Raw genomic sequence first — 14093 nt, 5'->3', positions numbered from 1 at the left:
CTCCAATTTAATCGTCGTCATCAATCAGGTCCTGATATCAATGATCGGTATCAGGTCCTGATTTTTCTCTTATCCGTTTGTTGTCACTGATTGGGTGCTGTGCTATCATGCTAATGAAAGCGATTTATTGAGTAAACGTTTACTATTCAAGGATGGAGGGATCCGGATGTTTGGAAAATTACAGGCATTTAAGCAAAAAGGCAGTACCATTGATATCGAATTTGAAGATAAAACAGTAAGCATCGAGGTCATCACGCCATCAATTATTCGATTTTTTGCACCGTTTGCTGCAGAACAACGGCCTTCAAAGGCGATTGAAGATCTTCATCCACATCCCGGAGTTTTTACGGTCAGGCAGGAGGACGGCAGGGTAGTCCTTCAGACAGAGACGCTTATTGTTCAGATCTCGGATACTTTCAAGGTGGATATTTACGATCTGGAGGGCCACCTGCTCAGTGCCGATTACCGGGGTCAGGGTACGGCTTTTATTCGTCGGGGATCCGGAGCGGGACTGGAACTTGCGGCTGAAGAAGGGCACAAACTGGAAAAAGAGTCGGACAGGTTTAAAATTAGCGTGAAGAAGCAACTGGAGAAGAACACATACTTTTATGGATTCGGCGAAAAAACAGGCCCTCTGAATAAAAAAGGGTACCATTACAGGATGTGGAATACCGACGACGCCAGTCCGCACGTGGAACGTTTTGAAAAAATGTACAAATCAATCCCCTTTTTCATCACCTTAAAAGATAAACAGGCATTCGGTTATTTTTTCGATAACACCTATGAGACGGTCTTCGATCTTGGTAAGGAAAACAGTGACTATTATTCTTTTGGTGCTGTAGACGGTGATCTGAATTATTACTTTATTTTTGGACCGTCTGTCAAAAAGGTAGTCGGTAACTATACGTTTCTGACCGGAACGACGCCTCTCCCGCAGATGTGGACGCTCGGTTATCAGCAGAGCCGCTGGGCTTATACACCGGAGGGCAGGCTGCGGGAGATTGCCGATACCTTTCGCAAAAAGGATATTCCATGTGATGTTCTGCATCTTGATATCGATTACATGGACGGGTACCGTGTGTTCACATGGGATAAGAAGAAATTTGAAGATCCGGCGAAAACGCTGGCAGAGCTGAAAGCGCAAGGCTACAAAGTCGTGACGATCATTGATCCGGGCGTAAAAAAGGACAGGGGATACACGGTTTACGATGAAGGAATGAAAAATGGATACTTTGCGACGGACAAAGATGGGATCCCTTATGTCAACCGCGTCTGGCCCGGTGATGCGCTCTATCCTGATTTTTCAAATCAGAAAGTGAGAGACTGGTGGGCAGCCAATCAGAAAATCATGACGGATACAGGGGTAGCGGGTATCTGGAATGACATGAATGAGCCGGCCAGTTTTAAAGGACCTTTGCCGGACGATGTCGTTTTTCATCACGATGGAGTCGAAACGGATCACCGCGAAATTCACAATGTCTATGGTCATTATATGTCTCAGGCGACCTACGAGGGACTGAAAAAGGCGACAGGCAAACGCCCCTTTGTTATCACCCGTGCCTGTTACGCAGGAACGCAGAAATATGCAACCGTCTGGACAGGTGACAATCAGAGTATGTGGGAACACCTGAGGATGTCTCTTCCGATGCTGATGAATCTCGGCCTGAGCGGTATTGCTTTCTGCGGGACCGATGTCGGCGGATTCGGATGGGACTGCTCGGCTGAACTACTCTCTCGCTGGGTTCAGGTTGGTGCGTTCACGCCGCTGTTTCGTAACCACTCCAGCATTTTCACGCGTGACCAGGAACCCTGGGCGTTTGATGAACAGACGGAAGCGATCAACAGAAAATACATTAAACTGAGGTATCAGCTGATTCCGTATCTGTATGACATTCTGCACGACGAAGAATCAACCGGACTTCCTGTGATCCGGCCGCTCCTGCTGCACTATCAGAATGATCCGAAGACTTATGAGATCAATGATGAATTTCTGTGCGGAGAATCTCTCCTTATTGCACCTGTTGTTGAACAGGGAGCAAAGGCACGCCTCGTTTACCTTCCGGAAGGGGACAGCTGGATCGATTACTGGACGAAGGAGAAATATGATGGTGGACAGTACATCACCAGAGAAACACCGCTCGACATCTGTCCGATTTACATCAAAGCAGGAAGCTTTATCCCGCTTTACCCGGTACAAAATTATATCGGTGAAAAGAAGATAGACCGGCTCACTCTGGATATCTATCTTCCGGATAAAGGATCAGCTGCCACCTATACCCATTATCAGGATGACGGGGAAAGCTTCGACTACCGGAAAGGGGTATATAATCTCTATACATGGGAAGTCAGTCATGATGGCAGGGGCGTATCCATTAAACAGACTTTAGCGCATTCGGAATATGATCCGTCTTATCAGTCCATCACATTGATCCTGAATCAGACCGCACCTGAAAAGATTCTGGCGGACGGCGTTCCTGTACCCTTTGTGACGAATAACGGTAACACTTCATTTACTGTGGGAACAGATGTCTCGAAGATCCGCGTAACATGTAAAGAATAAGGATGATCATATATAATTCAAAATAAACGATCGGCAGACATTGCCGCTTGATATCTGTCCGATTTACATCAAACCTTATTCAGGCTGATGCGAGTAGTGAAATGCTGTAAATCCGCCTGGACAGGGAGCAAGCAGGATATGCCAATACCTGTCAGTTTTATAGGTGGATGTCTCGGAAGTTCTTGTTGATAGCAAACCTGCTAACAAGTAGCAGGAAACGGAGTAGAACCGGGAGGCAGTGCATCCGGACTGACTGTAAAAATAGAAAAGTAAATACGAGAATCATCATAATTCTTACCTTCAATTTTCTGTGCTTTTTCAGGCAATTGAAGGTTTTTAAGTACAAAATTTTGATGTGTTTTTAATTTTCTGAAAATAATATGCTAGAAAACCTGACAATTCCATGGACAAAATACACGGGGAAAACTAAAATGTAGCTAATCATTGAAATAATATTTTACATATGCCGAGTGAATCTGGCATAAAATATTATATTCCTAATGTTCAATTATGGATCCGTAAGACTTGAACATGACATCTTTTCAGGGGGGACAAATTCAATCGGGCGATCTACCTGACGTGTGGGCTTTTTCAATGACTGCGTGCGCTAATTTTCATCCAACAATAATAACAACGCAAAATTCAAACAGTCTATTATTACCACCCGATTTCTTCCGGTGCACCTAAAAGCCCATATAACGCAACGGGAAATTCATTTACGACTTCGCAATTCAGGCAAAGTGTTCAGGAGCCGGCCGGATGTCTTTTCGCCGATCGATGCCCGTTCAGTCAACCTGTCTGCCGGGATAAGCGTCCGGAGTTGACTGCTGAAGGCGAAGGGGCAAGCGCATGCTTCTTCCCGAAAGTTCGTAAGGTCGCGGCAGTTGCGGTCAATCAAGGTGTTTAAAAAAATTGGCATGAGCTGAACGTAAGATAAGGTGATGACATGTTAAAAGGCGGTTTAGCCAGACTCAGACAATCCTATCCGGCATTAAATCCATCTGAACAAAAGGCGGCAAAATTCACACTGGATCATCCTGAACAAATGCTTCAGATGACCGTTAGTGAGCTGGCAGAGGCAAGTGGTTCCAGCCAGTCGGCAATTATTCGTCTATGCAAAACGCTCCGAATGAAAGGATATCAGGAGCTGAAGCTGTGCGTGGCCGGAGATCTGAAGGATTCTTCGTCGACTGGCGATGAATATAAAGAGATCAACCCAAACAGTGATCTTCCTACGGTCGTTGCATCAGTCTCAAACAACACGATCTTTTCGATTAATGAAACCCTGAAAGTGCTCGATATTCAGAAGCTGCAGCAGGCCATAGATTTGATCGAAAGGGCACATCGAATCGACTTTTTCGGAACGGGGGCGTCACAGCTGGTTGCCTGCGACGCGCAGGTGAAGTTTATGCGTATCAATAAGGCTTGTACTGCCTACGCCGATAATCATTTGCAGCTGATGTCGGCGGTCACCTTAACGAGCGGTGATGTTGCCGTTGCTTTCTCCAACTCCGGAGAAACCTACCAGACGATCGAATGCATCAAAGCTGCTAAGCAGTCAGGCGCGAAAACGATCGGGATTACCCGATACGGGAATAATACGCTTGGTCAACTTGTCGATTTTCAAATTGGGATTGTGTCGACGGAATCGGATGTCCGAAGCGCGGCGACCACTTCGCGAATCGTTCAACTTAATCTGGTTGATATTATCTATCTGGCGGTAGCGGGCCATCAATACGAATCGTCGCTGAAATATTTGAATCGGTCGCTGGATGCAATTAAAAATAGTTTTCGAGTGAAGTGACAGGAGCATAATGATGAATTTTCCATCCTATAAATCAATTGACCAATTTTTAACAGATGAGGTATGCGCCCATCAAATCCCTGGAGCAGTCTACGCAGTGATTAATCGGCAATCGACGCTTGCTGAAAATGCTATCGGCTACACTCATAAAGATGAGAAGATTCCAATGGCTCTTGATACTCTGTTTGATCTTGCCTCGTTGACGAAGGTTTGTGCGACCTTGCCAAGTCTATTATTGCTATTGGAGCAGGGAAAACTGGACATTGATGATCCGGTTCAGCTGTTTTTCCCGGACGAGGCGAACAGTGATCTGACTTTAAGGGATCTTCTGACACATACGAGCGGTTTCCCGGCTTCAGTTCCTTTTTACCAATATGGCTGGAGCAAACAGGAGGTACTGAGATATATTCTTTCCCTGAACACATTAACAGGTAAGCAGGTCGTCTACAGTGATCTGAACTTCATTTTGCTCGGCTTTCTGGTTGAACGCCTGACCGGGCAATCGATCGATGTATTCGCTGACGGACACGTTTTCCAGCCGTTGGGAATGACCAGCACGGGTTTCAATCCGAAGGCGGATTTGCGGATGATTGCGCCGACAGAATGGATGCCGAAAGTGGGACATTACCAATGGGGAAAAGTTCATGATGAGAATGCCTTTTATTTTGGAGGTGTCTCCGGCCATGCCGGTTTGTTTTCAAATCTCCATGATTTAAAAATCTATGTCCGTATGTTGATGAATGAAGGCAGGACCGATTCGGGAGCTTACTTTCTATCTCCCGCAACATTGCGGATGAGCAGAAGAAATTACACAAAATCACTAGGCAAAAATCGCGGGATTGGCTGGCAACTGGTAGACGACCGCTTTTCTCCGGGTGGATACTTTGTCTCGAAAGAAAGTTATGGTCATACAGGTTTTACGGGTCCGTTTTTCTGGATTGATCCTGTTGCAAATCTCGGTTTTATCTTGCTGAGCAATCGGGTCCATATCAGCCGTCAGATTAATATGAATCGTATTCGCCGAATCTTTGTCAATCTGGCGATGAAAGAATGGACAGAGCAGGACAAAACTGTTTGATCAGGGGCGTTTGGCGTATCTTGGCCAGCGCGGATTAAAGCATATCGTCATTAACTGGACACAGCTTCTTGATTTTTATAAGAAGGCAGGCGCGCATCCATGGAAAGCGTACGCCACCTTCTCTAAAGAGCTTAATGACAAGCGGTAACATGCGGGGCAGATCTCTTTGAGCACGCCATGTCAAATGAAAGTCCTGATAAGTCCGATGGTCAGGACTTTCAGCTTTTAATAAGAGTTTCCAAAAGGATGGTTTTTTGATGCTGGATAAACTGACGACAGAAGCCAGAAACACGAAGACAACAAACCTCGACAAGATGAGTATTTATGAGATATTACGCTGCATGAATCTTGAGGACCGGAGTGTGCCTCTTGCAGTGGAGAAAGAGCTGGGAAAAATTGAACAGGTTGTGAAACAAGCAATTCGATCCTTGCATTCGGGAGGACGGTTAATTTATATGGGCGCTGGGACAAGCGGACGACTCGGTGTTTTGGATGCTGTAGAATGTGTTCCGACCTTTAGTTCACCTCCTGGCCAGGTCATCGGATTGATCGCCGGTGGGGATCGTGCTTTGATTGAGGCTGTTGAAGGAGCGGAGGATGATGAACAGTTAGGCGAGTCAGACTTAATAACCAGCAAACTGACAGAGAGGGATTACGTCATCGGTATCGCGGCCAGTGGCAGGACGCCCTACGTTATTGGCGGATTGCGCTATGCCCGCAAGATTGGTGTACCTACCGCCAGTATCAGCTGTAACTGTGACGCCGAAATCAGCAAGTTTGCCGATGTAGCGATCGAAGTGGAGACCGGACCGGAAGTGCTGACCGGCTCAACGAGATTGAAAGCCGGAACGTCTCAAAAAATGGTTCTGAATATGATTTCGACGGCTTCGATGATTGGTCAGGGGAAGATCTATAAAAATTTAATGGTTGATGTGCAGCCAACCAATGCGAAACTTGTTGAACGTTCAAAACGCATCATTGCAGAGGCCACCGGTGCTGACCTCGCGACCGCGGAGAAGTATTACGCTGATTCACGGCAAAATGTTAAGGCAGCGATCGTTATGCTTCTCCTTCACTGCCCGCTGAGCGAAGCGCTTGATCGCCTCAGATTGACAGATGGATTTATTCGGAAAGCATTGAATACAGAAAACCAGCAAAATTAAGCAAAGAATCAGCTGGAAGAAGGTGCAATTGTTTGAAAAAGATTTATCTGGCGATTGACGGTGGCGGGACGAAAACAGATGCAGTCCTCTTTTCGAATAGCGGCAAAATTCTCTCTCGTGCAATCGGAGCGGGTACCAATCCAAATGGCATGTCTTTCGATCAGGTTACCGATCATTTTCGAAAGCTTTTTTCAATATTATTCGACGGTCAAAGGGTGATTCGCCTTCAAGGCTGTTTCGCGGGATTGTCCGGAGCCGATCATCCTGCATTGACTCAGCGACTGACCAGAAGCATTCAGGCTGCCTGTCCGGCAGACATCACTCATCTTCAGGTTGGAAATGACGCGATGAACGCGTTGTGGAGTGGGACGGACGGAAAACCGGGAATGGTTGTCATTGCAGGTACAGGGTCCATTGCCTATGGCTTACATGAAGATGGTCGGTCATTTCGTATTGGTGGGTGGGGGTTTCTGTTTGGTGATGAGGGAAGCGGATATGATATCGGACGTGAAACGATTCGTCAAGTGCTGATGGAATATGATGGAAGACGGCCTGCGACAGCATTAACCAGCCAGGTGAAAGATTACTTTCAGGTTACGGCTATTCCGGACATCATTCCGATCGTCTATCAGGCCAGGAAAGATAAGATAGCCGGTCTGGTTCCGCTTGTTGCTGAATCTGCAGAACTCGGTGATTCATGTGCCCGAAAGATACTGGATAAGGCGGCAGATCAGCTCATCCAGCTGATTGGAAATGGATTGGAACATTTTGATACACCGCCTCAGGTCGTTCTGACCGGCGGTGTGTGGAAATGCATCCTGATCAGGCAAAGGGTTCTTCAGCAAATGAATCGTTCATTTGTGTTTCCGGTATGTCCGCCGGTCTGGGGATCGATGGCCAGGTGTCTAAACGAGTGGGAACAATCGAATGATCAGATTTCGGAACTTTTAAAGAAGCAATTGTAATGGATTTACAATCACAATATGAGATTTATCTACTACTGTTGATTAAAATCGACAGTAGTTGACCCAGGGGTTGAAATACTCCTTCAGGAACAGCTTAAGCTGTTGTAGGGGAAACGGATAGGTCTTCTGACCAATATGACAGGTTTAGATCATCGGATGCGGTCAACGATTGACTTATTTTATAATCATCCTGTACTGCCCCTTCATGCAGGAAAAATGACAGATATAAATCCCGCTTAAGGAAATGGTACCTTAGCGGGATTTTTGTACCAATTTAATGCCTTTGTAAGCGCATAACAAGATCTTTTGTTATAATTAAATTGTGGATTATCATGTAAAACTCCGGAAAGGGGCGCGATACATTGAATTGTCCTGTTTGTGAAGATGTAAGAATGAAAGAAGTAGAAAGAGACGGTGTCCTGGTTGATCTCTGTCCGAACTGCAAGGGGGTCTGGCTTGACCGTGGTGAGCTGGACAAGATATCGCGGAGAGTGAAAGAGGTAAGGGAACCGTTCAATGAGTGGTACGACCGTGATGATGATGACTTTGACGATCATTACGACAGGCACGACAGGCGGGATTACGGGCGTTATGGCCATGACCATGACCATTATGATGACCGAAGAAAAAAGGGATACTATCCGCGAAGGAAAAAGAAAAAATCAGTCATGGATATGCTTGGTGACATTTTTGATTAATGGACAAAATCCGGCTATTACCCGAATGAGGTATGCCGGATTTTTACTTTTAAATCAGGTGCAGTTCCCTCAGACTCTCTGCGATACCGTCTTCATCGTTTGATACGGTCACCCGGTCTGCTGACTTTTTCACCTCAGCCGGAGCATTGTCCATTGCTATACCGGTTGCCGCGAATTGCAGCATATCTGCATCATTAAAGTTATCTCCAAAGGCGAGTGTTTCTTCCCTTTTCACATGAAAGTGCTTCATCAGGAAGGCAAGGGCTGCCGATTTACGGGCGTTTCGTGCGGTAATTTCGAGATAAGTCGGTTTTGATCTGTAAAAGGATGCCGGCAGATTTTCTTTTGCCAGTTGTGTTTCAAGAGCGAGGATGTCTTCCGGGGGTCCCATACAGAGGATCTTGTTGACCGGCGGATAAAAGGATGGCTGCCCTTCGAAATCAAATATTTTAAAAGGCGTACGGGCAATATGATGTTCCTGCTCAATCCACTGATTGTCGGAAGAGCGAACCAGCCATTGGTTCATACGATAGGCACTGAAACTGATGGACGGGAATGTACAGACGAGCCGGTAAATTTGGCCCGCCATATGACTGTCCATGGAGATGTTCAAGAGCGGCTGATCCGGTCTTGCGGAATCAGGTGTATCCAGAATCAGTGCCCCGCTGTAACATACGATGGGCTGCCGGATACCGAGTTCATCCTGAATAGGGAGGATGCCGCCTGGCATACGTGCCGAAACAAGAATAAACGGAATATTTTTCTGTGACACTTTCTGTATGGCTTCCCGCGTTAGGGGACTGATCCTGTGCCGGGAGTTAAGCAGTGTTCCATCGATATCACTGAAAATGAGTTTAATGGTCATTTTTTTCTTCTCCCGTCATTATGATTTGTGTGCCTGCTTCGCCAGCTTTCAGTAAAAAGGCGGAAGGGGGCTTTGTATTCGTAATGATCATGTCGACCTGTTCCCAGTCCAGGCCTCTGAACCGACTGTGTTTTAAAAATTTATTGTCTTCTGCAAGGACTATCGTCCGGCCGGCACGGGTGGATACGGTCTCATTAACGGCTGCATCATCCTGATCATCGTAATAAAAACCATCTGAAGTAATACCCGCCGTCCCGAGAAAGGCGGCATCAAAATGGATCCGAAGCAGTTGCTGCAGTGTCTTTGCGTCAAAGAAGTATCTGTTTGCCGTATTCAGAGCGCCGCCAAATAACGAAACAGCGGTTTTTGTCTGGTTGGACAGAATTTCAGCAACGTCAAGGGAATGGGTATAAATGACAGATTCAGTATTCAGTGCCTTTGCCATACAGGAAACAGTTGTGGAAGCATTTAAAAAATAGTACCCCCGTTTTCGCAGATATTTGAGTGCCGCAGAGCCTATTTTGATTTTTTCTGCGGAATAATTCTGCAGCCGGTCCCGGTAAGCAAGAAGGGTTTCTTTAAATTCAGGAAGCGCGATCCCTCCGCGCGTCCGAATAGCCGCCCCCTGGTCAGTCAGCTTGATGATATCTCTTCTTGCGGTGTCGCGTGAGACGTGATAGTTCAGGCAAATATCACTGACTGACAGGGTCTTGCGCTTTTTTAAACGTTCAAGTATTCTGACCAGCCGTTCCTCCTGATACACTGTATTTCCTCCTCTCATATAAGTAACTATAAGTGTTATGCCAAGTAAACACAATGATTTATATCATGATTATAATGAAATATAAGTATATTGGATTAAAACACGTGTTGATACACTTTATGATAGAATGAAATTATGTTAAAGCGTTTACCTGAATGAAGAACAGGAGTGTATCACTTTTCTTGAGATGGAGGTGCCTGCCAGTTGAAACGGATCGACCGGATTTATCAGCGACTGAAGAATAAATGTGAGGAGCTGACAAAAAAACAGCTTCTTGAGAAAGAAGGCTTTTCGGCAAAGGAACTTTCTGATGATCTGAATATACTGCGCAACAATGTCAGTATGGAATTGAACAATCTTGTACGGTCCGGACAGGTGATTAAAATCAAACAGCGTCCCGTGCTCTATATTCCCAGAGACACTGTACGTAATAATTTTGGAACGATCGTCGACCAGACGATTTTGGATATTCCTTCGCTTAAAGAACGGTATCTTGCTAAAAAACCTGCCGATATCGAGAAAAATAAAGATCCTTTCAGTCTTCTGATCGGCTCAGACGGCAGTCTGAAAAAAATTACCGGTCAGGCCAAAGCGGCTGTTGTTTACCCGCCGCGCGGGCTCCATACATTAATTCTCGGACCGACGGGATCAGGGAAAACGCTGTTTGCTCACATGATGCACAGCTACGCAAAATATATGAAGAGGATGGATGAGGACTCGCCGTTTGTCGTCTTCAATTGTGCAGATTATTATAACAATCCGCAGCTTCTGATTTCACAGATCTTTGGTCATGTGAAAGGGGCTTTCACAGGCGCAGAAACGGATAAGCAGGGACTTGTTGAAAAGGCTGACGGCGGCATCCTGTTTCTGGATGAAGTGCACCGCCTGCCTCCGGAAGGACAGGAAATGATTTTCTATTTTATGGATACGGGGCACTTCAACAGGCTCGGTGAGACCGACAAAAGGAGACAGGCGCATGTCCTGATCATCTCGGCAACGACCGAAGATCCATCCTCCTCTTTCTTAAACACGTTTTTACGGCGCATTCCGATTACGATTACCATGCCCTCCTTTCATGAACGTCAGGCAAAAGAGAAAGTGGATCTGACAAAATACCTGCTTTCCAAGGAAGCGAGGAGGATTCATAAAGAAATAAAAGTGGATGAAAATGTGATCAAAGCCCTGATCGGCAGTGTGACCTTCGGGAATGTCGGTCAGCTAAAATCGAATATTCAGTTCGTCTGTGCTCAGGGATTTCTGGACAGCATGGACAAACCATTCGTAGACCTTCATTTGAAAATGCTTCCTCAGGAGATGAAGGAAGGCTTTAGTCTGATCTCAAGGAATGTGAAGGAAAATGAGCTGATATCTAACGTGGTGGGACAGACCACAGTCATTACCGGAGAGGGAAGTAAAGATCTTGTCGAAGACGATGTATATGAACTTCCTTTTGACATGTACAAAATTATTGAGGATAAGGCCAATCTGCTCAAGCAGGAGAATGTGGATCCGGCTGAAATCAACCGGTTCGTTGCAACCGATATTAAAATCCACATTAAGAGTTTCTATCAGCAGATTTCCAAGAGCCCGAACAGGAAACTGGCCAAACTGGTTGACAAAAGGGTCATGAATCTGGCTGAAGAATTACGATCACTGGCCGAAAGCATGCTGAACCGGACGTTTAATGACAAATTCCTATATTTCATCAGTCTGCATTTAGATGGGTTGTTGAAAAGAAAGAACCGGCCTGCGGCGGGCATGCCTTCCCCCCATGACAGACTGATTGATGAACAGGCGGATGAATATCTCGTTGCAACAAAAATGAAAGAAGTCATTGAAGATAAATTTAATCTTACACTGCCGAAAATTGAAATCATGTATCTGGCTATTCTTCTGGACTCGGCTAAGGAGCTGAATAATAAAGGCAAGGTAGGAATTGTAGTTGCGACCCATGGGGACAGTACCGCATCGTCCATGGTCAGTGTGACATGCGAACTGCTGGGTGATTACAATGTCAAAGCAGTGGATATGCCCCTTGATGTCAGTTTTCATGTTATCCTGAACGAGATTGTCGCTGCGGTGAAAACCGTTGATCATGGAGAGGGTGTACTGATGCTGGTCGATATGGGTTCCCTGTATTATTCTGAGGATAAGATCCAGGAACGGTCCGGTATCCCGATTAAGTCGATTGACCAGGTGTCCACACCCATGGTCCTGGATGCTGTTCGAAAAGCGAATTTTCTTGATATGGATTTGCCTGGGATTTATGACTCTCTGAAAAATCCTGAACGTACGGAAGAAGATGAAGTGATCAGCCATTCCGAACGGATGCAGGGGAAAAAGAAAGCGATTCTGACCATCTGTTCAAGCGGACAGGGGACAGCCCGCAAGATTGAAGAACTCATCCGATCCTACTTAAACGATTTAACCGATGAACCCATTAAAGTGATTCCGCTTTCGATCCTGAACCTTAATCAGCAGGCACAGGAACTGAGAAAAAAATATCATATCATTGCGTCCATTGGCGTGAAAAAGCCGAATATTGCAGCTCCTTTTATTTCACTGGAGCATTTTATCGAAGGTGAAGGCCAGTCGATTATGGAAAAAGCGTTGCAGGGCCAGAAAGTGACCGGCCAGAAAGATTCCAATAAAATTGTACGCAGTCTCTGTGAGGACAGTCTGAAGAAGATGCTGACTTATTTAAATCCATGGCGTGCGATTCCGACTCTGCTCCATTTCTGTCATCAGCTGGAAAGAGTATGGTCTGTCCATCTCAAGAATACGGCCACCCTGCGCATTGTGGTGCATACCGCCTTTGCACTGGAGAGGGCCATATCCGGTGACGTACTTCATTATTCCGGACCGGTTTCGGATGAAAAAAGAGAATGGCTGAAAAAGGTGAGAAAGGCATCAGAGGTTATAGATAAGGAGCTGAAGATCCACCTCTCTGATGAAGAACTGTATTATCTTGTCGACCTGCTTCAGGATGAATTCAGTATGGCTCTTCAGAATACGAACGATCAGACAAAATAATCAGTGTATTAAATCACTGTTTAAGGCCGGATAGTGTATCAGCACACGTTCTGACGGACAGACTTTTATATTATTTTTATGGAAAAGTGTATCAACAGGGATACATGTAAGGACATCTCGCCCTTTTATCAAAGGGTTCCTGATGTCTTTTTTTTTAATACATAAACTGGCATGGAAATTGCTTATTAAAAGTGTACAGCTGATACGAATGGAAGGAGGGGTGAAAAATGATAGCGCTTATCATCGCCACGCACGGTGCTTTTTCCCGTGAGATTGTCAAGTCGGCCGAAATGATCTTTGGCAAACAGGAAAATGTGGCGACCGTCACCTTTTCTCCGGGAGAAGGACCGGATGATCTAAAGAGAAAATACGAGGAAGCGCTGCACGGACTGGATGTTCGCGATGGACTGCTTTTCATGGTTGATCTGTTTGGTGGAAGCCCGTTCAATGCAGCATCAAATTTCGCAGCCGGCAAGGAAAATATGGATGTCATTACGGGACTCAGCCTGCCCATGCTGATTGAATGTTTCTCTAAAAGGGATTCACTTAATCTGGAAGCACTGGTGGATGAAATGAGTCAAACAGCAGTTGAAGGGGTTAAGTCCCTGAATAAGACACTGGGTGAAGCTGAAAACGATTCAGGAGAGGATGATTTTTAATGATTATCAAATTAGCAAGAGTGGATTCACGGTTGATTCATGGTCAGGTTGCCACAGTCTGGACAAAGGAAACCGGTGTCAAACGGTTGATTGTTGTGAATGACGATGTGGCAAAGGATAAGGTTCGCAGCACTTTATTAAAACAGGTTGCTCCTCCTGGTGTATCGGCACACGTCGTGGATGTAGATAAAGCTGTAAGGGTCTACAATAATCCAAAATATGCCAGGGACCCGGTCATGCTTCTTTTTACAAACCCGACTGATGTTCTTCGCATGATCGAACAGGGTGTGCCGATTCATTCAATAAATATTGGAAGCATTGCTTATTCGGAAGGAAAAACGATGATCACCAATGCTGTTGCTGTCGGCCCTGAGGACATCAAAGCGTTTCATACATTACATGATCGGCAGATTGAACTCGAATTAAGAAAAGTGCCCTCGGATAATAAGGGGGATATTATGCCACTTCTGAAAAAAGTGGAAGAAAAGGAAAGCTGATTGAAATA

Annotated in this window: 12 protein-coding genes; 10 read left to right on the top strand and 2 right to left on the bottom strand. The window is 45.6% G+C overall.

Translation table 11 applies throughout. From position 1 onward, the window contains the following. Positions 1-166 precede the first annotated feature (166 nt). From ABNN70_RS14540 to ABNN70_RS14510, 7 genes are all read left to right on the top strand, one after another. Positions 167-2560 (top strand): glycoside hydrolase family 31 protein, encoded by a 2394-nt coding sequence (locus ABNN70_RS14540; protein WP_353948202.1) that lies wholly within the window; start codon positions 167-169, stop codon positions 2558-2560. 946 nt (positions 2561-3506) lie between these two features. After that, positions 3507-4364, top strand: coding sequence for a MurR/RpiR family transcriptional regulator (locus tag ABNN70_RS14535; RefSeq protein WP_353948201.1), 858 nt, complete (start codon positions 3507-3509; stop codon positions 4362-4364). Positions 4365-4374: 10 nt separating this feature from the next. Continuing rightward, positions 4375-5442 carry a serine hydrolase gene (locus tag ABNN70_RS14530; protein WP_353948200.1) on the top strand — a complete coding sequence of 356 codons (1068 nt, stop codon included), beginning with the start codon at positions 4375-4377 and terminating at the stop codon, positions 5440-5442. A gap of 10 nt (positions 5443-5452) precedes the next feature. Then, positions 5453-5590: a hypothetical protein gene (locus ABNN70_RS14525; RefSeq protein WP_353948199.1), complete on the top strand. Its 138-nt coding sequence runs from the start codon at positions 5453-5455 to the stop codon at positions 5588-5590. A gap of 109 nt (positions 5591-5699) precedes the next feature. Then, complete coding sequence (murQ, locus tag ABNN70_RS14520; RefSeq protein WP_353948198.1) at positions 5700-6605, top strand: N-acetylmuramic acid 6-phosphate etherase; 906 nt, start codon at positions 5700-5702, stop codon at positions 6603-6605. A 32-nt stretch (positions 6606-6637) separates the two neighbouring features. Continuing rightward, positions 6638-7570, top strand: a complete 933-nt coding sequence (locus ABNN70_RS14515) for a BadF/BadG/BcrA/BcrD ATPase family protein (protein WP_353948197.1) — start codon at positions 6638-6640, stop codon at positions 7568-7570. 362 nt (positions 7571-7932) lie between these two features. Continuing rightward, entirely contained in the window at positions 7933-8268 is a 336-nt protein-coding gene (locus ABNN70_RS14510) for a zf-TFIIB domain-containing protein (protein ID WP_353948196.1), read from the top strand. A gap of 49 nt (positions 8269-8317) precedes the next feature. On the opposite strand, the gene ABNN70_RS14505 is transcribed toward ABNN70_RS14510, so the two are convergent. Both ABNN70_RS14505 and ABNN70_RS14500 read right to left on the bottom strand, forming a co-directional pair. Further along, the gene (locus ABNN70_RS14505) at positions 8318-9133 is read right to left on the bottom strand and encodes a Cof-type HAD-IIB family hydrolase (RefSeq protein WP_353948195.1); all 816 of its coding nucleotides are present in this window, start codon (positions 9131-9133) and stop codon (positions 8318-8320) included. Beyond that, positions 9123-9896, bottom strand: a complete 774-nt coding sequence (locus ABNN70_RS14500) for a DeoR/GlpR family DNA-binding transcription regulator (protein WP_353948194.1) — start codon at positions 9894-9896, stop codon at positions 9123-9125. The genes ABNN70_RS14505 and ABNN70_RS14500 overlap by 11 nt, the downstream gene beginning before the upstream one ends. A 204-nt stretch (positions 9897-10100) precedes the next feature. On the opposite strand from ABNN70_RS14500, the gene ABNN70_RS14495 reads away from it, so the two are divergent. From ABNN70_RS14495 to ABNN70_RS14485, 3 genes are all read left to right on the top strand, one after another. Continuing rightward, the gene (locus ABNN70_RS14495) at positions 10101-12929 is read left to right on the top strand and encodes a sigma 54-interacting transcriptional regulator (protein ID WP_353948193.1); all 2829 of its coding nucleotides are present in this window, start codon (positions 10101-10103) and stop codon (positions 12927-12929) included. A gap of 227 nt (positions 12930-13156) precedes the next feature. Beyond that, entirely contained in the window at positions 13157-13588 is a 432-nt protein-coding gene (locus ABNN70_RS14490; RefSeq protein WP_353948192.1) for a mannose/fructose/sorbose PTS transporter subunit IIA, read from the top strand. Further along, positions 13588-14085 carry a mannose/fructose/sorbose PTS transporter subunit IIB gene (locus ABNN70_RS14485; RefSeq protein WP_353948191.1) on the top strand — a complete coding sequence of 166 codons (498 nt, stop codon included), beginning with the start codon at positions 13588-13590 and terminating at the stop codon, positions 14083-14085. The genes ABNN70_RS14490 and ABNN70_RS14485 overlap by 1 nt, the downstream gene beginning before the upstream one ends. Positions 14086-14093 lie beyond the last annotated feature (8 nt).

The organism is Sporolactobacillus sp. Y61, assembly GCF_040529185.1.
Taxonomy (GTDB): Bacteria; Bacillota; Bacilli; order Bacillales; family Sporolactobacillaceae; genus Sporolactobacillus.
Note: the sequence above shows the minus strand (reverse complement) of the source record. Positions and strands in the feature narration are given on the sequence as shown.

What these genes read in the sequence shown, in the direction of transcription:
- ABNN70_RS14540 (WP_353948202.1), top strand. Translation starts at nt 167, where the DNA reads ATGTTTGGAAAATTACAGGCATTTAAGCAAAAAGGCAGTACCATTGAT.
- ABNN70_RS14535 (WP_353948201.1), top strand. Translation starts at nt 3,507, where the DNA reads ATGTTAAAAGGCGGTTTAGCCAGACTCAGACAATCCTATCCGGCATTA.
- ABNN70_RS14530 (WP_353948200.1), top strand. Translation starts at nt 4,375, where the DNA reads ATGATGAATTTTCCATCCTATAAATCAATTGACCAATTTTTAACAGAT.
- murQ (WP_353948198.1), top strand. Translation starts at nt 5,700, where the DNA reads ATGCTGGATAAACTGACGACAGAAGCCAGAAACACGAAGACAACAAAC.
- ABNN70_RS14505 (WP_353948195.1), bottom strand. Translation starts at nt 9,133, where the DNA reads ATGACCATTAAACTCATTTTCAGTGATATCGATGGAACACTGCTTAAC.
- ABNN70_RS14490 (WP_353948192.1), top strand. Translation starts at nt 13,157, where the DNA reads ATGATAGCGCTTATCATCGCCACGCACGGTGCTTTTTCCCGTGAGATT.
- ABNN70_RS14485 (WP_353948191.1), top strand. Translation starts at nt 13,588, where the DNA reads ATGATTATCAAATTAGCAAGAGTGGATTCACGGTTGATTCATGGTCAG.